General features: G+C 72.5%; 22 protein-coding genes and 2 tRNA genes. 4 read left to right on the top strand and 20 right to left on the bottom strand.

The window, feature by feature from the left end; translation table 11 throughout:
- Window positions 1–12 precede the first annotated feature (12 nt).
- Window positions 13–1,356, top strand: coding sequence for an APC family permease (locus ABIB37_RS11165; RefSeq protein ID WP_354260403.1), 1,344 nt, complete (start codon window positions 13–15; stop codon window positions 1,354–1,356).
- Between the two features lie 13 nt (window positions 1,357–1,369).
- Here the strand turns inward: ABIB37_RS11165 and ABIB37_RS11160 are convergent, their stop codons facing one another.
- From ABIB37_RS11160 to ABIB37_RS11130, 7 genes are all read right to left on the bottom strand, one after another.
- On the bottom strand, window positions 1,370–2,044 hold the full coding sequence (locus ABIB37_RS11160) for a DUF6338 family protein (RefSeq protein WP_354260401.1): 675 nt from the start codon (window positions 2,042–2,044) through the stop codon (window positions 1,370–1,372).
- Between the two features lie 109 nt (window positions 2,045–2,153).
- On the bottom strand, window positions 2,154–2,348 hold the full coding sequence (locus tag ABIB37_RS11155) for a hypothetical protein (protein ID WP_354260399.1): 195 nt from the start codon (window positions 2,346–2,348) through the stop codon (window positions 2,154–2,156).
- Window positions 2,349–2,442: 94 nt separating this feature from the next.
- Complete coding sequence (locus ABIB37_RS11150) at window positions 2,443–3,273, bottom strand: phosphatase PAP2 family protein (RefSeq protein WP_354260397.1); 831 nt, start codon at window positions 3,271–3,273, stop codon at window positions 2,443–2,445.
- Between the two features lie 206 nt (window positions 3,274–3,479).
- The gene (locus tag ABIB37_RS11145; protein WP_354261601.1) at window positions 3,480–4,322 is read right to left on the bottom strand and encodes an NAD-dependent epimerase/dehydratase family protein; all 843 of its coding nucleotides are present in this window, start codon (window positions 4,320–4,322) and stop codon (window positions 3,480–3,482) included.
- A 164-nt stretch (window positions 4,323–4,486) separates the two neighbouring features.
- A tRNA-Ile gene (locus tag ABIB37_RS11140) sits at window positions 4,487–4,560 on the bottom strand.
- A 26-nt stretch (window positions 4,561–4,586) separates the two neighbouring features.
- On the bottom strand, window positions 4,587–5,786 hold the full coding sequence (locus ABIB37_RS11135; protein WP_354260395.1) for a glycosyltransferase: 1,200 nt from the start codon (window positions 5,784–5,786) through the stop codon (window positions 4,587–4,589).
- Window positions 5,783–6,724 (bottom strand): DMT family transporter, encoded by a 942-nt coding sequence (locus ABIB37_RS11130; RefSeq protein WP_354260393.1) that lies wholly within the window; start codon window positions 6,722–6,724, stop codon window positions 5,783–5,785. Before ABIB37_RS11130 ends, ABIB37_RS11135 begins: the two co-directional genes overlap by 4 nt.
- A gap of 41 nt (window positions 6,725–6,765) precedes the next feature.
- On the opposite strand from ABIB37_RS11130, the gene def reads away from it, so the two are divergent.
- Window positions 6,766–7,329, top strand: coding sequence for a peptide deformylase (gene def, locus ABIB37_RS11125; protein WP_354260391.1), 564 nt, complete (start codon window positions 6,766–6,768; stop codon window positions 7,327–7,329).
- Window positions 7,330–7,493: 164 nt separating this feature from the next.
- On the opposite strand, the gene ABIB37_RS11120 is transcribed toward def, so the two are convergent.
- A tRNA-Asn gene (locus ABIB37_RS11120) sits at window positions 7,494–7,566 on the bottom strand.
- A 110-nt stretch (window positions 7,567–7,676) separates the two neighbouring features.
- Between ABIB37_RS11120 and ABIB37_RS11115 the strand changes: the two genes are divergently transcribed.
- Entirely contained in the window at window positions 7,677–8,366 is a 690-nt protein-coding gene (locus ABIB37_RS11115; protein WP_354260389.1) for a hypothetical protein, read from the top strand.
- A 31-nt stretch (window positions 8,367–8,397) separates the two neighbouring features.
- Here ABIB37_RS11115 and dnaG read toward each other — a convergent pair whose 3' ends face one another.
- Genes dnaG through ABIB37_RS11095 form a run of 4 tightly spaced genes read right to left on the bottom strand, consistent with a single transcriptional unit; the run spans window position 8,398 to window position 14,051 of the window.
- Entirely contained in the window at window positions 8,398–10,248 is a 1,851-nt protein-coding gene (dnaG, locus tag ABIB37_RS11110) for a DNA primase (RefSeq protein WP_354260387.1), read from the bottom strand.
- 8 nt (window positions 10,249–10,256) lie between these two features.
- Window positions 10,257–11,531, bottom strand: a complete 1,275-nt coding sequence (locus tag ABIB37_RS11105) for a deoxyguanosinetriphosphate triphosphohydrolase (protein WP_354260385.1) — start codon at window positions 11,529–11,531, stop codon at window positions 10,257–10,259.
- Complete coding sequence (gene dusB, locus ABIB37_RS11100) at window positions 11,521–12,675, bottom strand: tRNA dihydrouridine synthase DusB (RefSeq protein ID WP_354260383.1); 1,155 nt, start codon at window positions 12,673–12,675, stop codon at window positions 11,521–11,523. Before dusB ends, ABIB37_RS11105 begins: the two co-directional genes overlap by 11 nt.
- Window positions 12,672–14,051, bottom strand: a complete 1,380-nt coding sequence (locus ABIB37_RS11095) for a glycine--tRNA ligase (protein WP_123698096.1) — start codon at window positions 14,049–14,051, stop codon at window positions 12,672–12,674. The genes dusB and ABIB37_RS11095 overlap by 4 nt, the downstream gene beginning before the upstream one ends.
- Before the next feature lie 203 nt (window positions 14,052–14,254).
- Here ABIB37_RS11095 and ABIB37_RS11090 point away from each other — a divergent pair, with 203 nt between their 5' ends.
- Window positions 14,255–14,854 (top strand): nucleotidyltransferase domain-containing protein, encoded by a 600-nt coding sequence (locus ABIB37_RS11090; protein ID WP_354260381.1) that lies wholly within the window; start codon window positions 14,255–14,257, stop codon window positions 14,852–14,854.
- A gap of 102 nt (window positions 14,855–14,956) precedes the next feature.
- On the opposite strand, the gene ABIB37_RS11085 is transcribed toward ABIB37_RS11090, so the two are convergent.
- The 8 genes from ABIB37_RS11085 to ABIB37_RS11050 all read right to left on the bottom strand — a co-directional run bounded on the left by ABIB37_RS11085 (window position 14,957) and on the right by ABIB37_RS11050 (window position 23,468).
- The gene (locus ABIB37_RS11085; protein WP_354260379.1) at window positions 14,957–15,796 is read right to left on the bottom strand and encodes an endo alpha-1,4 polygalactosaminidase; all 840 of its coding nucleotides are present in this window, start codon (window positions 15,794–15,796) and stop codon (window positions 14,957–14,959) included.
- Window positions 15,796–16,572, bottom strand: coding sequence for an isoprenyl transferase (locus ABIB37_RS11080; RefSeq protein ID WP_354260377.1), 777 nt, complete (start codon window positions 16,570–16,572; stop codon window positions 15,796–15,798). The genes ABIB37_RS11085 and ABIB37_RS11080 overlap by 1 nt, the downstream gene beginning before the upstream one ends.
- On the bottom strand, window positions 16,569–17,300 hold the full coding sequence (recO, locus tag ABIB37_RS11075; RefSeq protein WP_354260375.1) for a DNA repair protein RecO: 732 nt from the start codon (window positions 17,298–17,300) through the stop codon (window positions 16,569–16,571). Before recO ends, ABIB37_RS11080 begins: the two co-directional genes overlap by 4 nt.
- Window positions 17,300–19,087 (bottom strand): 2-isopropylmalate synthase, encoded by a 1,788-nt coding sequence (leuA, locus tag ABIB37_RS11070; RefSeq protein ID WP_354260373.1) that lies wholly within the window; start codon window positions 19,085–19,087, stop codon window positions 17,300–17,302. The genes recO and leuA overlap by 1 nt, the downstream gene beginning before the upstream one ends.
- Before the next feature lie 171 nt (window positions 19,088–19,258).
- Complete coding sequence (locus tag ABIB37_RS11065) at window positions 19,259–20,710, bottom strand: ABC transporter permease (RefSeq protein ID WP_354260371.1); 1,452 nt, start codon at window positions 20,708–20,710, stop codon at window positions 19,259–19,261.
- Complete coding sequence (locus tag ABIB37_RS11060; RefSeq protein WP_354260369.1) at window positions 20,707–21,528, bottom strand: ABC transporter ATP-binding protein; 822 nt, start codon at window positions 21,526–21,528, stop codon at window positions 20,707–20,709. The genes ABIB37_RS11065 and ABIB37_RS11060 overlap by 4 nt, the downstream gene beginning before the upstream one ends.
- An 81-nt stretch (window positions 21,529–21,609) precedes the next feature.
- On the bottom strand, window positions 21,610–22,260 hold the full coding sequence (locus ABIB37_RS11055; protein WP_123698103.1) for a response regulator: 651 nt from the start codon (window positions 22,258–22,260) through the stop codon (window positions 21,610–21,612).
- Window positions 22,257–23,468: a sensor histidine kinase gene (locus tag ABIB37_RS11050; protein WP_354260367.1), complete on the bottom strand. Its 1,212-nt coding sequence runs from the start codon at window positions 23,466–23,468 to the stop codon at window positions 22,257–22,259. The genes ABIB37_RS11055 and ABIB37_RS11050 overlap by 4 nt, the downstream gene beginning before the upstream one ends.
- Between the last annotated feature and the right edge of the window lie 63 nt (window positions 23,469–23,531).

Raw genomic sequence — 23,531 nt, 5'->3', positions numbered from 1 at the left:
TAGCCTGGAACGATGACCAGCGAGCATGCACGGGCGACGACGACGGCAGACCACGAGACCCCGAGCAAGCTCAAGCGCGGCATCACCGGGCCGCTGCTGTTCGTCTTCATCCTCGGCGACGTGCTGGGCGCCGGCGTCTACGCGCTCACCGGCGAGCTCTCGGCCGAGGTCGGCGGCGCCATGTGGCTGCCGCTGCTGCTCGCCCTGCTGCTCGCCCTGCTCACCGCCGGGTCGTACGCCGAGCTCGTGACGAAGCATCCGCGTGCCGGCGGTGCAGCCGTCTTCGCGCAGCGCGCCTTCGGCAGCCCGATCGTCTCCTTCCTCGTCGGCTTCTGCATGCTCGCCGCCGGCGTCGTCAGCGCGGCCGGGCTCGCGCTCGCCTTCGCGGGCGACTACCTCGCGGCGCTCGTGCCGATCGCGCCGATGATCGCCGCCCCCGTGTTCCTGCTGCTCGTCGCCGCGCTCAACGCGCGCGGCATCCGCGAGTCGATGGCGGGCAACGTCGTCATGACCATCGTCGAGCTCACCGGACTGCTGCTCATCATCGTCGCCGTCGCCTTCATGGTGCTCGGCGGCGGTGGCGATGTGAGCCGCGTCGGCGAGTTCCCGGCCGGCGCGAACCCGGCGCTCGCGACGCTCGCCGCCGCGATCATCGCCTACTACTCGTTCGTCGGCTTCGAGACGTCGGCGAACGTCGCGGAGGAGATCAAGGACCCGGCGAAGGTGTACCCGCGCGCCCTCATCGGCTCGCTGCTCGTCGCCGGCGTGGTCTACCTGCTCGTCGGACTGGCGAGCGCGATCGCGCTGCCCGCCGACGAGCTCTCGGGCTCGAGCTCGCCGCTGCTCGACGTCTTCGCCGCGACCGGTGCCCCGCTGCCGGGCTGGGTCTTCAGCGTGATCGCGCTCGTCGCGGTCGCGAACGGCGCCCTGCTGACGATGATCATGGCGAGCCGCCTCGCCTACGGCATGGCGGAGCAGGGTCTGCTGCCCGCCGTGCTCGGTCGCGTGCTGCCGCGGCGCCGCACGCCGTGGGTCGCCATCCTCGTGACGACCGCGATCGCGATCGGTCTCACCTTCGTCGGCGACCTCGGCACGCTCGCCGAGACCGTCGTGCTGCTGCTGCTGTTCGTGTTCCTCAGCACGAACGTCGCGGTGCTCGTGCTGCGGCGCGAGCGCGTCGAGCACGACCACTTCCGCGTGTGGACGTGGGTGCCCGTGCTCGGCATCGGCTCGTGCGTGCTGCTCCTGACGCAGCAGGAGCCGCACGTGTGGCTGTTCGGCGGGATCGCGATCGGCGTGGGGCTCGTCGCCTACGCCGCGACGCGGTTCGGCCGCTCGGCCGCGTCGCGCCGCTGAGGCCGGGCGCCGCTCACAGCGGCGGCGCGGATGCCTTCGCCCGCGGCTCGTACCGAACCTTCAGCAGGCGCACGTCGGCGTACTTCACGACGACGTACGCCCAGTACTCCTCTTCCGCCGGCGTGATCGCACCCGCGTCGCGCGACTGCATCCGCGGGCCCTTGAGCACCATCTCCCGCTCCGACGGGGGCTTCCCGATGGTGAAGTAGTCGACGTAGCCCCAGTACTGGGCTCCCGAGCTGAGCTCGACCTTCACCCACGCGACCTGGTCCCGTGACAGGTCGGCGGAGAAGAGCGAGTTCCAGAGGTCGCCGTGGCCGATCGGATGCGCGGCGGTGTCACCGCGGCCCAGGTAGCGGTCGGCGCCGAGCGCGAGCAGGCACGCGATCACGACCTCGGCCGTGACGCCGGCGACGATGCGCCAGAAGTGCTCGCGCGCATACCCATCGCCGTCGCCCACCCACGCCGCGAGGTCGGGCAGTGCTCCCGGCACCACGAGCGCGACCACCATGAGGATCAGGATCGACGCGGTCGTGAACACGAGGCTCATGAGCGCGACGCGGCTCGCCTCCCGGAAGCTCGACTGCTCGAGCGATGGCCGTCGCCGCTCGCGCCGCATCTCGAAGAGCAGCCCTGGCGCGACCAGCCCGAGGAAGGCGTAGACGGTCGCGAACCCCTCGGGGATCATCGCCCGCCGATCGCCTGGCCGGAGCCGGTGCCGTCACCGCCCTTGCCGACGTCCGGCGCCTCCCTGGACGGCTCGGCGCGCTCGTCGGGCGCGCCGTCGCGCGGCGCGCTCATCCGCGGGCCTCCCCCGTGCCGATGCCATCGCCGCCGCGGCCGATGTCGTCGGAAGCGCCGTCGGCATCCTGACTCCGCCGCTGCTGGTCCAGCTCCGCCGCCGCGTGCTGCGCGGCCTCGGCGGCTCGCTCGGCCTGCTCGGCAGCCTCCTTGGCGGCTCGCTTGGCATCGTCGACGGTGTCAGGTGCCATGGGAGCCTCCGGGGGTCGCTGAGGCTTCGGTCTAGCACGCGGGTCCGCTGACCCGCTAGGCGCGGACGTGCTCCGCCAGCGCTCCTCGGGCGGCTCAGGCGACGGCGCGCTGCTCGTCGCGTCGGAGCCGGGACGTCAGGTAGAGGCGATGCGCCGTGATCACGAGCGCGAGCCACGCGGCGCCGAGCGCCCAGCCGGCGATGACGTCGGTGACCCAGTGGTGGCCGAGGTAGACGCGGCTCCCCGCGACGAAGATCGTCGCGATGACGGCGACCGCGATGATGGCGGCGCGGGCCGCGTTGCTCTGCCGCCGGAGCACGAGCAGGTACGCGATCACGCCGAGGATCGCGACCGCGTTGAGCGTGTGGCCGCTCGGGAACGAGGCCGAGACCTCATAGGGCGGCACGGCATCGCTGAGCGGCGGCCGCTCGCGGCCGATCAGCACCTTGCCGGCGATCGTCATGAGCAGCGAGCCGCCACCCGCGGCGACGATGAGCACCACGGGCGTCCACGATCGGCGCCGGATGCTGAGGATGAGGATCGCCGCGATGGCGACCAGCGGCATCCCGACCGTGCCCGCGAGGTCGGTGAAGCTCGTGATGTACGGGTCGACGGCGGGGTTGCGGATCGTGAGGATGGCGTCGAGGAGCGGGCGGTCGATGCCCGCGACGCCGTCCTGATCGGTGACCGCGTCGTACACGAGCACTGCGACGACGCTGAGCAGCCCGGCGATGGCTGCGCCGATGGCGAGCGTGAGCAGCAGCGTGCCGTAGGGACCGACCGTGTCGGCGAGCCACCGCGCGAAGCTCGCGAGCCAGCGACCGAGCTGCGTTCGCCAGCGCGTGAGCTCGACGTCGCCGACCTGGGTGTCCTGCTCGCGCTCGGCTGCGGGCCCGTGCTCGGCCGGGCGAGGCTCGACCGTCATGCGGCGACCTCGACGTGGGGTGTGTAGCTCATGTGCTCATCCTCCCGCGTCATCCCTGCTGTACCCCTCCAGGCGATGGGAGTGGTTCGTGACGACGGCACTCGAGCAGCTCGAAGCCGATCGCATCGTCGAAGGTTCGGTCGCCGGTCACCCGTGAGCGCCCTTGGGGCGAGAGGCTGCCGAGGCAGCACGGCTGCTCCGGCAGCCTACGAGCGCCAGGAGTGGATGGGTTCGAAGCCGAGCAGTGCGCGAGCCTTGTCGATCGAGAGCAGGGTCTCGTTCACTCCCAGGTCGCCGCGGATCTCGACATCCGGGAACACCTCGCCGACGAGGTCTGCGTTCGAGCGCGACATGACCGTGTCGGCCGCAGCGATGATGTAGTGCTCGAAGCCGGGTTCGCGCCGACCGCGATCGATCGCCTTGAGCACTGCTTGGGCGCCATCGCGTGCATCGATGTATCCCCAGAGGTTCCACTTGCGCAGCCGAGCGTCGGCGTCGAACGAAGGGAACTCGGCGTAGTCGGCCGGCTCCATCACGTTCGAGAACCGCAGCGCTTGGATCGAGAGATCGGGGTGCCAGCGCACGAGCTGCATGGCGAGCTGCTCTTCCAGGTGCTTCGCGAGCGAGTAGTTGGTCTCGGGACGGGTCGAGTGCTCGTCGACCGGGATGTAGGCCGGCGGGACGTCGAACGGCAGTCCCAGCACGGTCTCGCTCGACGCGGCGACGATGGTGCGGACGCCGGCCCGGATCGCCGCTCGGAAGACGTTGTACGTCACGGTGATGTTGTTGTGGAACGTGGCGGCATCGGTCAGGAGCCCCGGCGCCGGGATCGCGGCGAGGTGCACGACTGCGTCGAAGGCCTTGGCATGCTCATCGACTCCGGTCAGGGCGTCGATCGTCTGGCCGTAGTCCGTGAGATCGACCTGCACGAACCCGGGACCTCGCTCCCCGGTCCGGTCGAGGTTCGTCACCTCGTGGCCGGCCTCGCGGAGCACGCGCACGACGGTTCGGCCGAGCTTGCCCGAGCCGCCGGTGACCGCGATCGACAGCGCGGTCATCGGTGACCGCCCCTCGTGCAGCACTGTCGGTCCGCAACGAGCACTCTGGTCTGGCCGGATCCGCGGAGGTGAGATGCCCCACGGTCTGACACCTGCGTTGTGCTCATGCGAAGGGCTCCGTGATCTGGTCGGGGGGACGCTCTGCGTCGACGCAGTAGGGCGGACGGGACTTGAACCCGTGACCGAGGGATTATGAGTCCCCTGCTCTGACCAGCTGAGCTACCGCCCCGAGGCCTTCCGGCCCGGAGATCGAGCCTAGCCGTGCAGCTCGACGCGGGTCTCCGGGTCGCGGATCTCCTCGCCGCGGTAGAGCCGCTCGTACGCGGTGATCGTCCGCTCGATGTCGTGCGGCGCGACCATGTCGAGGCTGTGCTGCTGGAAGGCGCGGTACTCGTCGTCGTCGAGCCGCAGGATGCGTTCGAGCTTCTTCGAGAGGTCGGTCGCGTCGTCCGGCCGGAAGAGCCAGCCGTTCGCGCCGTCCCGCACCAGGTGCGGCAGGGCCATCGCATCCGCCGCCACGACCGGCAGACCGGTCGCCATCGCCTCCATCGTCGCGATCGACTGCAGCTCAGCGGTTGACGGCATCGCGAAGACCTCGGCGGAGCGAAGGCGCTCGCGCAACTCGTCGTCGCTCACGAAGCCGGTGAGCGTGACGCGGTCGGCGACGCGCAGGTCGCGCGCGAGCGCACCCAGCTCGTCGATGAGGTCGCCGCCGCCGACGATGTCGAGGTGCCACTCGAGATCCGTCGGCAGCTGCGAGACAGCTCGCACGAGCGTCTCGAGCCGCTTCTCGCTCGTGACGCGGCCGACGAAGACGATCCGTCCGCGCTGGCGCTCCGGGTTGGGCAGGTACTCGTCCCCGGGCAGACCGCACGAGATCGCGTGCACGCCGGTGATTCCGGTCTTCCGCTCGAGGTAGTCGGCGCTGCGTCGCGTCGGCGTCGTCACGACATCGCAGCGGCCGAACACGGTGGCGGCGTCGTGCCAGGCGAAGTCCACCGCCTTGCCGTGCATCGCGCGCGGGATGTTCGAGTGGTCCATGAGGTTCTCGAACATCAGGTGGTTGGTGCCGACGACGCGGATGCCGCGCTTCTTCGCCTCGGTCGAGAACGCCCGTCCGAGCACGAGGTGCGACTGGAAGTGCACGACGTCCGGCCGCAGCGCGTCGAGCAGCGACGCGGCGTTCTGCCAGATCCGCCACGGCTCCGCGAAGCGCAGCCACTCGTGGCCGGGATAGAGCATCGAGCGGAGGCGGTGCACCGTGAAGCGCTGGCCCTCGTGCTCCTCGATGTGCGTGCCCTGCTTGCCGCGGCCGAGCGCCGACGCGACGACGTGCACCTCGTGGCCCCGCTTCGAGAGTCGCGCGGCGAGCCGGGTGGTGAACTTCGCGGCGCCGTTGACGTCGGGCGCGAAGGTGTCGGTCGCGATGAGGATGCGCAGCGGTCGGTCGGTCATTCGTCCTCCTCCGATGCCGCACCGGGCATCCGGATCTGGGGGTGGTGCCGGGCGAGCTGGAAGACCCCGGTGACGGCGAGCGCACCGGCGCCCGCGTAGACGATGATCGCCCACGGCGGCGTCGCGGCCGCCTCGCCGAGCACGGTGACGCCGATGAGCACTGCGATGAGCGGGTCGATGACGGTGAGGCCGGCGATCACCAGGTCGGGCGGGCCCGAGGCGTGCGCGAGCTGGACCGCATAGCTGCCGGCCAGCACCGCGACCAGCATGGCGACGGCGCAGACGACCGTCAGCCACTCGAACTGCCCGGAGATGATGCGGTTGATGACGACCTTCGAGAGCGTCACGACGAATCCGTACAGCACGCCGGCGGCGACGATGTAGAAGACGGCGTTGGCCCGCGAGCGGAAGAACCACCAGAGCGCGCCGAGACCGCCGAGGGCGACGACGAGCAGGGCCAGCACCGTGAGCAGCTGCTGGTCGCGGATCGGGCGCTCGATCGCGAAGATCGCGGCGATGAACACGAAGATGCCGATGCCGATGAGGCACAGCACGATCGAGCGGACGGTGCGGTGGTCGAGCCGGATGCCGGCGAGGCGCGCGTTGAGCAGCGCCGTGACGACGAGGGCGACAGCGCCGAGCGGCTGCACGACGATGAGCGGGGCGAAAGCGAGCGCACCGAGCTGGAAGATGATCGCGAGGCCGAGCAGCAGCGTGCCGACGACCCAGGCCGGCTCGCGCAGCATCTTCAGGACGGCCTTGCCACCGAGCGCGGCGCCGCGCTGGTCGCCGCCCTGGAAGTGGCCGACCCCGCGATGCTGGAACTGGGTGCCCACCGACAGGAAGACCGCGCCCACGATCGCGAGCGGGATGCCCACGGCCTGCAGCGGCGTGAGGGATATCTCCGCCGCGAGGTCGTCGAGCGAGGTGGACAGCACGTGTCGAACCTACCGCCGCGGGCCTCGATAGCCTGGAGGACATGACTGTTCTGCCCATCTGCATCACCGGGGAGCCGGTGCTCCACCGCGTTGCCGAGCCCGTCACCGACTTCGATGCGGAGCTCGCGACCCTCGTCGCCGACATGTTCGCGACGATGGAGGCTGCGCCGGGCGTCGGCCTCGCCGGACCGCAGGTCGGCATCGGCAAGCGCGTGTTCGTCTACGACTGGACGGATGAGGACGGCGTGCAGACGCGCGGCGTCGCGGTGAACCCGGAGCTGTGGATCACCCCGCTGCCGATCGGCGTGCCCGGGGACGACGACGAGGAGGGCTGCCTCTCGATCCCGGGTGAGCGCTTCGCGCTGCTGCGGGCCGAGCGAGCGATCCTCCGCGCGCAGGACGAGCACGGCGAGCACTACGAGCTCGAGGCATCGGGGTGGCTCGCGCGCATCCTGCAGCACGAGTTCGACCACCTCGACGGCGTGCTCTACGCCGACCGGCTGGATGCGTTCGGCACGAAGGGCGTGCAGAAGGCGATCAAGCGCAACAAGTGGGGCGTCGAGGGCCTCAGCTGGCTGCCGGGCGTGGACGACCTGGAGGGCTGACGCTCCCCTCGTTTGGGTGGTCTCGACTCGCGCGGCCGCAGGGCGGCCGTGCGGCTCGACCAGCAGCTGCGGGTCGAGCCGGTCGGCGCGCTCTGCGCGCCGCCCGAGTCGAGACCACCGCTCCGAGCACGAGAAAGGCCCCGCCGTGAGGCGGGGCCTTGTCGCTCCCCGAGATGGACTCGAACCATCAACCTGCCGGTTAACAGCCGGCTGCTCTGCCAATTGAGCTATCGAGGATCGCTGCAGCAGCGACGACAATCGTAGCATCCCGCGCGGCCACCGGTCGCACGCTGCGGTTCCGCGCTAGCGTTCGAGCACCACTGCCGCCTGCACGCCCTGGAGCATCCATGCCCTCGTCCCGCTTCCGCCTGCCGCTCTTCGTCGTCGCCGCCGGCGCCGCGCTCACCCTCTCGGGCTGCATCGTGCTGCCCCCGGCCGTGCCGACGCTCCCGCCGCCGCCCGCGCCGACCGAGAGCCAGGCAGCGCCCGAGCCGACCGAGACGGAAGACGTCGAGCCGACGCCCGACGCGGGCAGCGGCGACCTCCCCGAGTACGTCGACTTCGGCACCGAGCTCGAGCCCGGCACGCTCGCCGGCTGGGAGACGAGCATCATCGTCGACGACGCCTTCGCGGTGCAGGGCGACTCCGACTTCCCGGTCGGCCCGACGATCCACGTGATCGAGACCGCCACCGGCTGCGACATCTGGGCCTACCAGGGTGCCCAGGACAGCGCGGACACCGACGAGTACGCGAGCTCGGAGGCGACCCTCGCCGCCCTCTCCGGCACGACGACCGACGACTGGGACCCCGACACGCTCGACCTGAGCCCCTCGACGCAGGGCGTCACGGTCGCCTTCCTCTCGATCTACACCGAGGACGAGGCGACCGGCGACGCCGAGGCGTACTTCGCCCGCAACTTCCAGTCGAGCCAGTCGACGAGCTCGATCCGCGCGACCTGCGGCGGCGCGGCCGGCGGCATCGACCACATCGACGACATCATCGCCGAGCACTTCCAGATCAACTTCCTGGTCCCGTAGCGGCAGCGCAGCAGCCGAGCACAGGCGGCGGTCACTCCGAGCGCAGCGACCGCCGCTCGCGCTCGAGCTCGAGCAGCTGCTCCTGCAGGCGCTTCGATCCCTCCGGATCGGCGCCGCCCATGCGCTGCAGGCTGCCGAGCAGCTCGGCCTTGCGGCGCAGGATGTCGCGGTCGACGAGCGAGCCGACGATGCCGCGCACGTACGCCTTGACGCCCTCGTTCGTCGACTGCGGGATGGGCGCCATCGCAAGGGTGCGCACGAGCGGCACGATCTCGGCCGGCACCGCCTCGGCGACGCGCTCGGAGAAGTCGGTCGCCTCGATCGCGTCGAGCGAGGCGAGCACGCCGTCGCGCACGACCGCGAGGGACGGGTTCGCGATGTAGGCGGTGGCGCCGCGCACGGCGAGGTCGCGGCCGAGCACCGCGGGCTGCTGCAGCAGCGCCGAGATGGCGTCGCGCTCGAGCCGCGATGCGGGGTCGCGCTCGAGCTGGCGCAGCGCGACGTCGGCGGGCGGATGCGCGGCGGCGGCACCCTCTGCGACGGCAGCCGGGCGCGGCCCGGCCTGCCGCACCGCCGAGCGCACCTCGTCGGGCGAGACGCCGAGCCATCCGGCGACCGTGCGCGTGTAGCCATCGGCGAGCGCGCGGTCGCGGATCGACTGCAGCACGGGCGCTGCGCGGCGCATCGCCGCGACGCGGCCCTCGACGGTCTCGAGGTCGTGCTGCGCGACGATCCGGCGCAGCATGAACTCGAACAGCGGCCGCGGCTGCTGCACGAGCCGTCGCACGGCGTCGTCGCCCCGCTCGAGCCGCAGGTCGCACGGGTCGAGGCCGCCGGGCGGCACCGCGACGAACGTCTGCGCGGCGAAGCGCTGCTCCTCCGCGAACGTGCGGGCCGCCGCCTGCTGGCCCGCCTCATCCGGGTCGAAGGTGAAGACGACGCGGCCGAGCGAGCGCGTGTCGGTCGTCGACACGTCGCCGAGCACGCGCCGGAGCACCTTGATGTGGTCGACGCCGAACGACGTGCCGCACGTCGCGACCGCGGTCGTGACGCCCGCGAGGTGGCACGCCATGACATCCGTGTAGCCCTCGACCACGACCGCCTCGTGCCCGCGGGCGATGTCGCGCTTCGCGAGGTCGAGCCCGTAGAGCACCTGGCTCTTGCGGAAGATGGGCGTCTCGGGCGAGTTCAGGTACTTCGGGCCCTTGTCGTCGTCCGACAGCCGGCGCGCGCCGAACCCGACGGTCGCGCCGGCGACGTCGCGGATGGGCCAGATGAGGCGGCCGCGGAAGCGGTCGTAGCTGCCGCGCTGGCCCTCGCTCAGGAGGCCGGCGCCGAGCAGCTCGGCCTCGGTGAACCCGCGGCCCTTGAGGTGCCGGCCGAGCGCGTCGAAGGATGCGGGGGCGAAGCCCACGCCGAAGCGCTCGGCGGCGGCGAGGTCGAAGCCCCGCTCCCCCAGGAACCGCTGCCCGAGCGCCGCGGCGGGCGTCACGAGCTGCTCGCGGAAGTACGCCTCGGCAGCGCGGCTCGCCTCGAGCAGGCGCAGCCGGCCGCTCGTCTCCTCCTGCGGCTTGCCGTCCTCGTAGTGGAGCGTGAAGCCGGCCTGTGCGGCGAAGCGCTCGACGGTCTCGGCGAACGAGGTGTGGTCCATCGCCATCGCGAACTGGAAGACGTCGCCGTCCTCGCCGCAGCCGAAGCAGTGGTAGCGGCCGACGGCTGGCCGCACGTGGAACGACGGGGAGCGCTCGTCGTGGAACGGGCAGAGCCCCTTCATGCTGCCGACGCCCGCCGTCTTCAGCGTGACGTGGGCGCCGACGACGTCGACGATCGAGATGCGAGCGCGCAGCTCGTCGATGTCCTCGCGCCGGATCCGCCCCGCCATGGTCGCCCTCAGTCCCCGACGTGGCGCTCGTGCCACGCGAACGCGCCGCGGTCGGTGAGGCTCGACACCTGGTCGACGACCACGCGGGCGCGCGCGGCGTCGTCGGGCGCCTGCGCCCAGTCATCCGCGTACGCCCGGTCGAGCGCCTCGGGGCCGATCCGCACGAGCGCGTCGCACAGCTCCTGCAGGATGCGCCGCTGGCTCGCGTAGATCGGCTGCCGGCGCTCGGCCAGGATGAAGCTCGCGGCCGTGCCCTTGAGCACCGCGATCTCGGCGCGCACCTCGCGCGGCACCTCGACGGTGGCGCCGAAGCGCGCGAGCGGCCCCTCGTGCGTCTCTCGCGTCAGCCGGCTCGCCGCGTTCGCGAAGCGGCCGATGAGCTTCGACGTGAGGTTCTTGAGCCGCGCGTGGTCGGCGCGGGAGCCGTCGAACGAGCGCAGCCAGGTGTCGAGGTCGTCAAGCCGGTCGAAGGCGGCGAGCAGCTCGTCGCGCGTGAACTCCGGACCCACCCACGTGAGCATCGTCGAGACGAGCTCGTCGTGGCCGACGCGGCTCTGCAGCTTCGCGACGTCGACGTAGCCGCCCACGACCGCGTCCTCGAAGTCGTGCACCGAGTAGGCGATGTCGTCGGCGAGGTCCATGACCTGCGCCTCGACGCTCGGGCGTCCCTCGGGCGCGCCCTCGCGCATCCACTCGAACGCCTCGCGGTCGGACTCGTAGAAGCCGAACTTGATGCGGCCGGAGGCGTCGTGCACGTCGCCGGCGGGCCACGGGTACTTGCACGCGGCGTCGACCGAGGCGCGCGTGAGGTTGAGGCCGAACGGCTCGTCGCGGATGACCTTCGGCTCGAGCCGCGTGATGACGCGGAGCGTCTGCGCGTTGCCCTCGAAGCCGCCGATCGACAGCGCCCACTCGTTGAGGCCGCGCTCGCCGTTGTGGCCGAACGGCGGATGCCCGATGTCGTGGGCGAGGCACGCGGTGTCGACGACGTCGGGGTCGAGGCCGAGCTCGCCGGCGAGCTCGCGGCCGATCTGCGCGACCTCGAGCGAGTGCGTGAGCCGCGTGCGCGAGTCGTCGAAGCCCATCGTCGGCGACAGCACCTGCGTCTTCTGCCCGAGCCGGCGGAAGGCACTCGAGTGCAGTAGCCGCGCCCGGTCGCGCGCGAAGTCGGTGCGCGCGGAGGCGTGCGTCTCCGGCAGGCGCCGCTCGGCGTCGTGCGCGGTGTAGCCGGGCGACACCGAGCCGCGCACGTCGCGGTCGGCGCCGGCTCGCTCAGCCGCCACGGGTGTCGCTCTCGTCCTCGATGAGCGCGGCGCGCTGCGCGGTCGTGAGCTCGGGGCTGTCGAGCCAGCCGTCGGGCAGCGCGGGCTTCTTGGGGCTGCCCGCGCGGCCCCGCTGGCCCTCGATGCCGTCGGCGACGTAGGGCACGGAGCGGTCGAGCGCGCCGAGCAGGTCGTCGAGCTGCGCGAGCGACTCGACGGCCGCGAGCGCGCGGCGCGCGTCACCGCCGACGGGGTAGCCCTTGAAGTACCAGGCGACGTGCTTGCGGATGTCGCGGCACGCGCGATCCTCCTCGTCGAAGAACTCGACGAGCAGCTCGGCGTGGCGGCGGAAGGCGTCGGCGACCTGGCCGAGGGTCGGGCGGTGGCGTGCGTCGCTGCCTGCGAAGGCGGCGGCGAGGTCGCCGAAGAGCCACGGGCGCCCGAGGCAGCCGCGGCCGACCACGACGCCGTCGACGCCGGTCTCGCGCATCATCCGCACGGCGTCCTCCGCCTGCCAGATGTCGCCGTTGCCGAGCACCGGCACCGAGGTGACGGCCTCCTTGAGCTTGGCGATCGCCGACCAGTCGGCGGTGCCGGAGTAGTGCTGCGCGGCGGTGCGGCCGTGCAGGGCGACGGCGGCGACGCCCGCGTCCTCGGCGATGCGGCCCGCATCCAGGAACGTCAGGTGGTCGTCGTCGATGCCCTTGCGCATCTTGACCGTCACGGGGATGTCGCCGGCCCGCTCGACCGCGCGGGTCACGATCGCGGCGAACAGGTCGCGCTTCCACGGCAGGGCGCTGCCGCCGCCGCGACGGGTGACCTTCGGCACCGGGCAGCCGAAGTTGAGGTCGATGTGGTCTGCGCGGTCCTCGTCGACGAGGATGCCGACGGCCTGCTCGATCGTGCGCGGGTCGACGCCGTACAGCTGCACCGAGCGCAGCGACTCGGACTCGTGGTGGCTGATGAGCCGCATGGTCTCGGGCGTGCGCTCGACGAGCGCGCGAGAGGTGATCATCTCGCTCACGTACAGGCCGGCGCCGAACTCGCGGCACAGCCGCCGGAAGGCGGTGTTCGTGATGCCGGCCATGGGCGCGAGCACGACCGGCGCGTCGAGGGCGATGGGCCCGATCGACAGCGCCGGCGTGGTGCGCACTGGAGTGCTCACGCCCCGATGAGCCCCTGCGCGAGGTGCGCCTCGAGCTCGTCGACCTTGACGCGGGTCTGCGCCATCGAGTCGCGCTCGCGCACGGTCACGGCGCCGTCCTCGAGCGAGTCGAAGTCGATCGTGACGCAGAACGGCGTGCCCACCTCGTCCTGGCGGCGGTAGCGGCGGCCGATCGCACCGGCATCGTCGAAGTCGATCGCCCAGAGGCTGCGCAGGCGGCCGGCGATCTCGCGGGCGAGCGGCGACAGCTGCTCGTTGCGCGACAGCGGCAGCACGGCGACCTTGACGGGCGCGAGGCGCGGGTCGAGGCGCAGCACGGTGCGGGTGTCGGTGCCGCCCTTGGCGTTCGGCACCTCCTCCTCGGCGTACGCGTCGACGAGGAACGCCATCAGGCTGCGGGTGAGGCCGAACGACGGCTCGATGACGAAGGGCGTGTAGCGCTCGCCCGTGGCCTGGTCGAAGTAGACGAGGTCCTTGCCGGACGCCTTCGAGTGCGACGAGAGGTCGAAGTCGGTGCGGTTCGCGATGCCCATGAGCTCGCCCCACTCGGATCCCTGGAACCCGAAGCGGTACTCGACGTCGATCGTGCCGGCCGAGTAGTGCGCGCGCTCGTCCTCGGGCACCTCGAAGCGGCGCATGTTGGCCGGGTCGACGCCGAGGTCGACGAACCACGACCAGCACGCCTCGACCCAGCGGTCGAACCACTCGGGGGCGTCGTCGGGCGCGGTGAAGAACTCGATCTCCATCTGCTCGAACTCGCGCGTGCGGAAGATGAAGTTGCCGGGCGTGATCTCGTTGCGGAACGCCTTGCCGACCTGGCCGATGCCGAACGGCGGCTTCTTGCGCGAGACCGTGAGGACGTTGGAGAAGTTGACGAAGATGCCCTGCGCCGTCTCGGGGCGCAGGTAGTGCTGACCGGCCTCGTTGTCGACCGGGCCGAGGTAGGTCTTCATGAGGCCCGAGAACATCTGCGGCTCGGTCCACTTGCCGGTCGTGCCGCAGTCGGGGCAGGTGATCTCCTCCATCGAGGCGGCGGCGCGGCCCTTCTTGGCCTCGAACGCCTCCTCGAGGTGGTCCTGGCGGTGCCGCTTGTGGCACTGCAGGCACTCGACGAGCGGGTCGGTGAAGGTCGCGACGTGACCGGATGCCTGCCACACGGCCGAGGGCAGGATGATCGACGAGTCGAGGCCGACCATGTCGTCGCGGCCCTGCACGAACGTCTTCCACCACTGGCGCTTGATGTTCTCCTTGAGCGCCACGCCGAGGGGCCCGTAGTCCCACGCCGACCGGGATCCGCCGTAGATCTCGCCCGCCTGGAACACGAAGCCGCGTCGCTTCGCGAGGTTGATGACGGCGTCGAGACGGTTCTGCACCACGGGGGCTCCTTGAGATCGGTCGCGCGCCGACCGCCCGGGCCGGTCAGCCCGAGCCGCGCGCGCGGCACGTGAACCTCGATTCTACCGAGCGCGGGGCGCGATCGCGGCGCACGCCGGCGCCGGTGTGCACGTGGTGCGAGACGGCGCTGGGATAGGCTCATCCCTCGGGGCGTCAGCGCCCCGATCGCGTGCGAGGAGGCTTGATGCGGAGCGAGGAGCGGCGGGAGCTCTACGGGGCCTGGGCGGAGCGCTGGCCCAGCGATGCAGCCGAGCTGCTCGACGGCTACTCCGGTGCGTGGTGGATCGGCGGCAGCTGGGCGATCGACGTCGCGACCGGCCGCCGGCGCGAGCACGGCGACCTCGACATCGTCATCCCCCGCAGCGAGCTCAGCCTCCTGCGCGGCTGGCTCGGCGGCAAGTGGCAGCTGTGGTCCACGTTCCAGGGCGCGCTCAAGCCGCTGCTCCCCCACGACTCCGACGTGCTGCCGATCGGCACGACGAGCATCTGGCTGCGCCACAGCGCCTACGGCCAGTGGGAGTACGAGGTGCTGCTCGACCCGAGCGACAGCGAGTCGTGGCGGTTCCGCCGCGACACGGCCGTGACGATGCCGCTCGAGGACGCGCTCGTGACCGTCGACGGCATCCGGTTCGCGAAGCCGCAGATCGTGCTGGCCTACGCAGCGGCAGAGCACGCCGACGTCGCGTGGCTCGACGAGGCGCTGCCCTCGCTCGACGCCGACGCGCGCGCGTGGCTCGCCGAGCGCCTCGCCGACGACCACCCCTGGCGCGCCCGCCTCACCTGACGCACCGCCCGGCCCGCCGAGTGCGGAGCGCCGAGCTTCCCGAAACTGCGAGTTCTCGGCTCGAAAACCCCGAGTTCGGGGAACTTCGGCGGACGAGGTCGGTCAGCAGCGCTCGACGACGTGGGCCGGGTCGTCCGGCGTGGTGAGGTCGAGGTCGCGGAGGACGGTGAGCGGCGGCTGGTCCGCGCGCTCGCAGACGGCCGCGAAGCCGCCCTCGGGCAGCTCGCCCTCGTACTCGACCGCGAGGTGGCGCTCGTAGAGCGCGCCGTAGTCGTCGCACTCGTCGAAGCGCGCGCACTCCTCGGTGACCACGAGGTCGAAGCCCGCGGCGGGCCCGGCGTCTCCCGCCTCGAGCGCGTTCTTCTGCGCCACCGCGATGCCCGCCGCGTGCGCGCGGGCGGTCAGCAGCGCGGCGAGCGCCAGGTTGCCCTCTGCGTCGAGGCCATCGGCACGCGTCCACGAGTCGAGGTTGTCGAGCTCGACCGCCTCGTAGCCGGCGTCGGCGCAGCCGTCGATCCAGCCGCCGACGACGCCGGCGACCGCGTCGCGCGCGGCGGCCGTCGACGTGTCGAGGATGCGCTCGTCCGGCCAGGCGGGATCGACCACCGGCTCGCCGTCGTCGCTGCGCAGCAGCAGCTCGGGGTGCTCGCTGAGCCACCAGTCGAGCTCACCCGGCTGCGTCTGGAAGCCGTTCACGTAGCAGACGTCGATGGCGACGCCCGCGGGCGCCGCCTCGCGGTCGCGCACGACCACGGTCACGCCGTCGCCCGGCTCGTACGCGCCGCCGAGCTGGTAGTCGAGCGCGCCCGCCTCGGCCTCGGCCCAGAGCGCCGCGAAGGCGGCCTCGTCGAACGCGCCCGCCGGCGCCGGCTCGGGATCGGCCTGCGCGCATCCGATCACCGCGAGCAGCACGGCCGCCGCGGCGGCGATCGCGCGGCGCATCACGCCTTGGGCGCGTCGACGGCGCCGCCGAAGCGGCGGTCCCGTCCGGTGTAGACGTCGAGCGCCCGCCACAGGTCGCGGCGCGTGAAGTCGGGCCACAGCCGGTCGAGGAACACCATCTCGGCGTAGGCGCCCTGCAGGGTCAGGAAGTTGGAGATACGCTGCTCGCCGGACGAGCGGATGTAGAGGTCGACGTCCGGCACGTCGGGGTTGTACATGCGGCTGCGCACGAGCCGGTCGGTCACGCCGGAGGGCTTGAGGCGCCCGGCCGCGACGTCGTCGGCGATCGACCGCACCGCATCCGCGATCTCGTGCGTGCCGCCGTAGTTCACGCACATCTGCAGCGTCATCGTCGAGTTGCCGGCCGTGCGGCGCTCCGCCTCCTCGAGCTCGCGGATCACCGAGGTCCAGAGCCGCGGCCGGCGTCCGGCCCAGCGCACGCGCACGCCCCAGGCGTCGAGCTGGTCGCGGCGGCGGCGCAGCACGTCCTTGTTGAAGCCCATCAGGAAGCGCACCTCGTCGGGGCTGCGCTTCCAGTTCTCGGTCGAGAAGGCGTAGACCGACAGGTGCTGCACGCCCGCCTGCAGCGCGCCCGCGACGACGTCGAGCAGCACGGCCTCGCCGGCGGCGTGCCCCTGCGTGCGCGTGAGCCCGCGCTGGTTCGCCCATCGGCCGTTGCCGTCCATGATGATCGCGACGTGCGCAGGCACGGTGCCCGGCTCGTAGGCCGGCGGGTGCTCGCCCGTCCAGTCGACGGGCCGCAGCGGCTCGCTCACTGCACGCCGCGATCGACGTGCTCGAGGCTGCGCAGACCGCGCTCGAGGTGCCACTGCACGTAGGCGGCGACGGCACCGGATGCGCGGGTGCGCACGCCCTGGTGTGCGGCCTCCGCGTGCGCCCAGTCGCCCGTCAGCAGCGCCGACAGCAGGTCGAGCGTCGGCTCGTCGATGCGCAGCGACCCAGGAGGCGCCGCCTGGTCGGCGACCATGCCGCCGAGCCGCGGCACGAACGCGCGATGCGGACCCGGCGCGCCGGTGACGGCGCAGTCGCCGAACGACGGCGCCCATCCGGCGACCGAGAGCGCCCGCAGCAGGTAGGAGTCGAGCGTCAGCGACGGGTCGTGCTCCTGACGCGCGAGCGACCGCAGGGCGCCGACGAGCAGCAGGTACTGCTGCCGGGAGGCGTCCTCGTCGGTGAGCCGGTCGGCCGTCTCGACCATCGCAGCCGCCGCGGTGTAGCTGCGGTAGTCGGCGACGATCACCGGCGCGTAGCTGCCGAGCGTCACCGCCTGCGTGACGATGTCGAGGCTCCGGCCGACCGCGAGCTGCAGGTCGGCGACCATGAACGGCTCGAGCCGCCCCCCGAACCGCGACGAGGTGCGCCGCACGCCGCGGGCGACGGCACGGACCTTGCCGTGCTCGCGCGTCAGCAGCGTGACGATGCGGTCGGCCTCCCCCAGCTGGTGGGTGCGGAGGACGACCCCCTCGTCGCGGTACGTGGGCACTAGGCGGAGACGTGCTCGGCGGTCGCGCGCTCCTCCGCCTGCACAGGGCCCGCGGCGCGCAGCCCGCGGTTCACGGCCGAGACGATCGCCCGCAGCGACGCGTTCGTCGACGAGTGGTCGATGCCGACGCCCCAGTAGCGCACCCCGCCCAGCTCGAGCTCGACGTAGGACGCCGCCTGGGCGTCCTGGCCCTCGGCGAGCGTGTGCTCGACGTAGTCGATGAGCGAGACCTCGACGCCCTCGGCGCGCAGCAGCGACAGCAGGGCATCGATCGGGCCGTTGCCGGCCGACTCGACGTCGCGCAGCGTCTGCTCGTCGCGCAGCACGACCGTCAGGCGCGTCTCGCCGCCGAGCGACGACGACGAGCCGACCTCGCGCAGCTCGAAGCGGCCCCACTGGTCCTCCGCCTCGCGCGACGGGTTGGGCAGGTACTCGTCGCTGAAGATCGTCCAGATCGCGTCGCTCGTGACCTCGCCGCCCTCGCTGTCGGTGCGGCCCTGCACGATGTTCGAGAACTCGATCTGCAGGCGGCGCGGCAGGTCGAGCCCGCGGTCGGCCTTCAGCAGGTAGGCGACGCCGCCCTTGCCCGACTGCGAGTTCACGCGGATGACGGCCTCGTAGCTGCGGCCGACGTCTTTCGGGTCGATGGGCAGGTAGGGCACGGCCCAGGTGATCTCGTCAACGCTCTTGCCCTGCGCGGCCGCGTCGTCGGCCATCCGCTCGAAGCCCTTCTTGATGGCGTCCTGGTGGGAGCCCGAGAAGGCGGTGTAGACGAGGTCGCCGGCCCAGGGGCTGCGCTCGTGCACCTTGAGCTGGTTGCAGTGCTCGGCGACCCGGCGGATGCCGTCGAGGTCGGAGAAGTCGATCTCGGGGTCGATGCCCTGCGTGAGCAGGTTGAGGCCGAGCGCGACGAGGTCGACGTTGCCGGTGCGCTCGCCGTTGCCGAACAGGCAGCCCTCGATGCGGTCGGCGCCGGCCATGTAGCCGAGCTCCGCCGCCGCGATGCCCGTGCCGCGGTCGTTGTGCGGGTGCAGCGACAGGATGACGGAGTCGCGGCGCGCGAGGTGGCGGTGCATCCACTCGATCGAGTCGGCGTAGACGTTGGGCGTCGCCATCTCGACGGTCGCAGGCAGGTTGATGATGACCGGGCGCTCGGGGCGCGCGTCGAACGTCTCGATGATCGCGTTGCAGACCTCGACGGCGTAGTCGAGCTCGGTGCCGGTGTACGACTCCGGGCTGTACTCGTAGAAGACCTGCGTGCGCTCGAGCATGCCCTCGAGCTCGAGGCACAGCTTCGCGCCGTCGACGGCGATCTGCTTGACGCCCTCGCGGTCGGAGCGGAAGACGACGTCGCGCTGCAGCACGCTCGTCGAGTTGTAGATGTGCACGATCGCCTGCTTGGCGCCGTCGATCGACTCGAACGTGCGGCGGATGAGGTGGTCGCGGCACTGCGTCAGCACCTGGATGGTGACGTCGTCGGGGATCAGGTCCTCGTCGATGAGCTTGCGCACGAAGTCGAAGTCGAGCTGGCTCGCGGACGGGAACCCGACCTCGATCTCCTTGTAGCCCATCCGCACCAGCAGCTGGAACATCATCAGCTTGCGGTCGGGGGTCATGGGGTCGATGAGCGCCTGGTTGCCGTCGCGGAGGTCGACCGCGCACCAGCGGGGCGCGCGCTCGATGCGCTTCGACGGCCACGTCCGGTCGGGGAGGTCGACCCGGATCTGCTCGTGGTACGGGGTGTAGCGGTGCGCCGGCATCCCGCTCGGCTGCTGCATGTTCTTCATCGTTCGCTCCTGTCGCTGCTCTCGTGTCCGGGCAGGACGGCCTCCGCGACGAGGAAGCCCGGGGTCAGGCCTCGTCGCGGCGACGAAGGAGCAGCGCGCTCTGCATGGGGCCAGCGTACACCCCCGCCCCTCCCGGGCAGGGTGGGGCGGGGGTGGCGGCGCCGCGGCGCGTCAGTCGGCCGCGACGGCGGCGAGCGGCGCGATCCGCGACGCTCGCCGGCCCGCGGGCCAGCTCGCCGTCGCGGCGACGAGGAGTCCGGCGACCGCGAGCGCGACCGGCAGCTGCCACGGGATCGTCGGCGCGGTCGAGACGACCCCGATCACCGAGCCCACCATCGACTGCACGCCGATCCACCCGAGCAGCACGCCCATGCCGAAGCCGGTCGTCACGGCGACGATCGTGATCGCGCCCGCCTCGGCCAGCAGCATCCGCATGGTGTGCGCGCGACGCATGCCGAGCATCCGCAGCAGGCCGATCTCGCGGGTGCGGCGGCGCACCGACAGCAGCATCGCGGCGACGAAGCCGAGCACGCCGAGCACCGCCGAGAACCCGACGATCGCCGTGACGACGGTCGTGACGCCGGTGAGCAGCGCCTCGAGCTCGGCCCGGAACACCGGGTCGCGCTCGATGGTGAGCACGGCAGTCGTGAGCGATGCGCCGGCGGTCACCATCATCGTGACGATCGCGGCACCGACGAAGAGCGCGAGCACGAGCGATGCCGTGCGGCCGGGATGCGTCGCGAGCGTCCCGGCGGCGACGCGCGCGGGCACCGAGCGGCCCATCGCACGGCCGGCGAGGGCGACGAGCGGCGGGGCGACGACCGGGGCGATGCCGACGATGCCGATGACGAGCACGACGCCACCGGCGAAGCCGACGAGCACCGCGAGCGGCGTAACGGCGCCGAGCAGCACGGCGCCCGCGAGCAGCAGCGCCCCGATGACGAGCGCGGAGAGCGCGACGGCGCGGCGCGGTCGGCGCCCGGTGGTCTCGGCATCGACGCCCGAGCCGCGGAGCGCCTCGAGCGGGGTGACGGCGAGCACCGCGCCGGTCGCGAGCCACGCGGCGACGGCGGCGGCGACGGCCACCGCCGCGGCCGGCACGATGGCGGCGGGCATGACCGGCGGCATGCCGACGAGCTCGAAGCCGCCGGAGAGCTGCGAGAGCAGCGCCTCGACCGGGATCGCGGCGAGCACGCCGACGCCCCAGCCGAGCGCGGCGCCACCCACGCCGACACCGACGAAGCGGCCGAGCATCCGTCGCCGCTCGGCACGCGCGGTGGCGCCGAGCAGGCGGCGCAGCGCGATCTCGCCGCGCAGGTCCTCGACGGCGCTCGTGAGCGCCTGGCGGACGACGATCGCCGCGACGACGACCGAGACGCCGATGAGCAGCGTGCCGGCGAGCGCGAGCAGCAGCCGCGCCGTCTCGCTCTCGGCGACCATCCGCTCGCCGTAGAGGGCGAGCGCAGCGTGCTCCATGAGCGTCGAGAGCGCGGTGCCGAAGGCGGCGGCGAGCGCGGCGACCGCGAAGGCGAGCACCGCGCCGGTGCGCGAGGACGCGGTCGCCGCGCGCGTGGTGCGGGGCGCGGCCGCGGGTGCCTCGGCCGGCGCGAGCGTCGCGGTCATCGCGAGCCGCCGTCGATGGCGCGGTCGCTGGCGGACCCGATTGCGGCTGCTGGACCCGAGATCTGGGGTCCAGCAGCCGGGACGGGGTCCATGGCGTCGGCGCGCCGCAGCATCCGCTGGGCGATGGTGGCGGCATCCGTCGCCGGCAGGTCGTCGTCGATGCGGCCGTCGCGCAGCAGCACGACGCGCTCGGCGCGAGCGGCCACCGCGGGGTCGTGCGTGACGACGACGATCGCCTGACCGGCGGCGGCCTGGGCGACGAGGATCTCCTGCACCTCAAGCGAGGTGGCGCTGTCGAGCGCGCCGGTCGGCTCGTCGGCGAGCACGATCGCCGGGCGGTGCGCGAGCGCGCGGGCGATGGCGAAGCGCTGCTGCTGACCGCCCGAGAGCTCGTGCGGGCGACGGGCCGCGAGGCCCGCGATGCCGAGGTCGTCGAGCAGCGTGCGGATGCGCTCGTGCTCGGGCTCGTGGCCGGCGAGCAGCGCGGGCAGCTGCACGTTCTCGAGCGCGGTGAGGCTCGGCACGAGGTTGAACGACTGGAAGACGACGCCGACCTCGCGCCGGCGAAGCGCGGTGAGCGCGTCGTCGTCGAGCCCGACGACGGAGGTGCCGCCGATGACGACGTCGCCGGACGTGGGCGCGTCGAGGCCTGCGGCGAGGTGGAGGAGGGTCGACTTGCCGGAGCCGGACTGCCCCATGACGGCGGTGAGCGTGCCGGGGGCGATCTCGAGGTCGAGGTGGTCGAGGGCGGTGACGGATGCGTCGCCGAGGCCGAAGCGCTTCGTGACGGCGCGGAGCCGGAGTGCGTGCTGGTGCATGCTCATCAGTCAACGCGGCGGCGCGCGCCGCGTCGTCGGGCTGCAGGCCGACTCCCGGTCATCCGAGCGGATGATCCGCCCTCAGGCCTGCTGGTCGCCCACGAGCCCGTGCTCGTAGGCGAAGACCACGAGCTGCACGCGGTCGCGCAGCCCGAGCTTCGCGAGGATCCGCGAGATGTGCGTCTTGACGGTCGCCTCCGACACGAACTCAGAGCGTGCGATCTCGGTGTTCGAGAGCCCCTTCGCCGCCAGCGCGAAGATCTCGCGCTCGCGGTCGGTCAGCTCGCCGAACGCCGCGGGGGCCGTCCGCCGCTGACGGCCGAACGCCTTGAACAGCGCGCGCGTCGCACTCGCGGCGACGACCTCGTTGCCGGCGTGCACGGTGCGGATCGCCGCGAGCACGAGCTCGGGCTCCGCGTCCTTGAGGATGAAGCCGGAGGCGCCGACCCGGATGGCCCGCGCCGCCGCCTCGTCGAGGTCGAACGTCGTGAGCACCACGACCCGGATGCCCGGATTCGCCCGCACGATCCGGTCGGTCGCCGAGATGCCGTCGAGCACCGGCATCCGCACGTCCATGAGCACGACGTCGGGCTGCTGCTCCTCCGCGAGGCGCACCGCCTGCGCGCCGTCGGCGGCCTCGCCGACGCACACGAGGTCAGGCTGCGACTCGACGAGCATCCGGATGCCGCCGCGGAACAGCGCCTGGTCGTCGACGATGAGCACGCGGATCATGCGACGCCCGCCGGGAAGGCCGCGCGCACGCGGAACCAGCCGTCCTCGATGCCGGTCCAGAGCTCGCCGCCGGAGAGCCGGGCGCGCTCGTGCATGCCGCGCACGCCGTGGCCGGCGATGCCCGGCGTGCTGAGGACGCGGTTGTGCACGTCGACCACGATGCCCGTCCCGCCTGGGAACGAGACGCCACGCATCCGCACGTGGACCGGACCGGTCCGGTCGCCGTGGCGGAGCGCGTTCGTGAGCGCCTCCTGCAGGATGCGGTAGGCGGCGATGTCCGCCGTGCGCGGCAGCGCGAACCGCGCGCCCACCCGCTCGAGCCGCACGTCGAGGCCGCTGTCGCGCATCCGCTCGATGAGCGCGTCGACGTCGTCGAGCGATGCCACCGGATCCGGCGCCTCGCTGTGGCGCAGCTGCGCGAGCAGCAGCCGCACGTCGCCGAGCGCCTGCTTGGCGGTGCCGGCGATCGTCTCGAGGGATGCGTCCTTCGCGGCGGGATCGGCCGTGTAGCGCGCGCCGTTGGCCTGGGCGATGACGACGGCGAGCGAGTGGGCGACGACGTCGTGCATGTCGCGGGCGAGGGCGGCGCGCTCCTCCTCCTGGTCGGCGCGCTGCAGCGAGACCTGCGCGACGACGGTCGCCGCCTCGGTGCGCGCCGCGGCGGCGACGCCCCAGCCGACGAGGATCGTCATCGAGAACAGCAGCATCGGCGGGATCCACAGGAACGCGACGAGCCGCACGGTCTCGCCGAGCGGGACCGGCTCCCCCGGAGCGAAGCCCGCGAGGCCGCCGGTGGTCGTGATCCAGTAGGCCGCGAGCACCGACGCGACGAGCGACAGCCCGAAAGCGGCGAGCCGCCCCGACCAGCGCGAGAAGCGGCCGGCGGAGTACAGCAGCACGAGCACGCCGAACCACATCGGGAACATCGGTGCGGCGACCGCGACGTGCACGGCGGCGAGCGCAGTGAGCCCGGCGATCGCCAGCACCGGCCGCGAGCGGCGCAGCAGGATCGCGCCGGGGATCGCGAGCGCGACGACGCCGGCCATGATCCAGTGCCAGCCGTAGCCGACCGTGCCGAGGAGGAGCGTCGGCACCGCGAGCACGAGCGCCGTGACGGCGGCGATGATCGCGTCGGACCGGAGCGACCCGTGCTCGATCGCCGGCGCCGCGGCGGGCGCGGTCGGATCGGCGATCGGGAGGGTGGTCACGCGATCCAGCGTAGGTCGGCGGCACGCGCGGGGCGCGCGCGGCGCCCGGGAATCATCCGCTCG

It is taken from the genome of Agrococcus sp. UYP10 (assembly GCF_040547205.1).
Lineage (GTDB): Bacteria > Actinomycetota > Actinomycetes > Actinomycetales > Microbacteriaceae > Agrococcus > Agrococcus jenensis.
Note: the sequence above shows the minus strand (reverse complement) of the source record. Positions and strands in the feature narration are given on the sequence as shown.

Excerpts from the sequence above, each read along its gene's own strand:
- ABIB37_RS11165 (WP_354260403.1), top strand. The coding sequence starts at position 13 with ATGACCAGCGAGCATGCACGGGCGACGACGACGGCAGACCACGAGACC.
- ABIB37_RS11160 (WP_354260401.1), bottom strand. The coding sequence starts at position 2,044 with ATGATCCCCGAGGGGTTCGCGACCGTCTACGCCTTCCTCGGGCTGGTC.
- ABIB37_RS11155 (WP_354260399.1), bottom strand. The coding sequence starts at position 2,348 with ATGGCACCTGACACCGTCGACGATGCCAAGCGAGCCGCCAAGGAGGCT.
- ABIB37_RS11150 (WP_354260397.1), bottom strand. The coding sequence starts at position 3,273 with ATGACGGTCGAGCCTCGCCCGGCCGAGCACGGGCCCGCAGCCGAGCGC.
- ABIB37_RS11135 (WP_354260395.1), bottom strand. The coding sequence starts at position 5,786 with ATGACCGACCGACCGCTGCGCATCCTCATCGCGACCGACACCTTCGCG.
- def (WP_354260391.1), top strand. The coding sequence starts at position 6,766 with ATGACTGTTCTGCCCATCTGCATCACCGGGGAGCCGGTGCTCCACCGC.
- ABIB37_RS11115 (WP_354260389.1), top strand. The coding sequence starts at position 7,677 with ATGCCCTCGTCCCGCTTCCGCCTGCCGCTCTTCGTCGTCGCCGCCGGC.
- dnaG (WP_354260387.1), bottom strand. The coding sequence starts at position 10,248 with ATGGCGGGGCGGATCCGGCGCGAGGACATCGACGAGCTGCGCGCTCGC.
- ABIB37_RS11090 (WP_354260381.1), top strand. The coding sequence starts at position 14,255 with ATGCGGAGCGAGGAGCGGCGGGAGCTCTACGGGGCCTGGGCGGAGCGC.
- ABIB37_RS11085 (WP_354260379.1), bottom strand. The coding sequence starts at position 15,796 with ATGCGCCGCGCGATCGCCGCCGCGGCGGCCGTGCTGCTCGCGGTGATC.
- leuA (WP_354260373.1), bottom strand. The coding sequence starts at position 19,087 with ATGAAGAACATGCAGCAGCCGAGCGGGATGCCGGCGCACCGCTACACC.
- ABIB37_RS11065 (WP_354260371.1), bottom strand. The coding sequence starts at position 20,710 with ATGACCGCGACGCTCGCGCCGGCCGAGGCACCCGCGGCCGCGCCCCGC.
- ABIB37_RS11060 (WP_354260369.1), bottom strand. The coding sequence starts at position 21,528 with ATGCACCAGCACGCACTCCGGCTCCGCGCCGTCACGAAGCGCTTCGGC.
- ABIB37_RS11055 (WP_123698103.1), bottom strand. The coding sequence starts at position 22,260 with ATGATCCGCGTGCTCATCGTCGACGACCAGGCGCTGTTCCGCGGCGGC.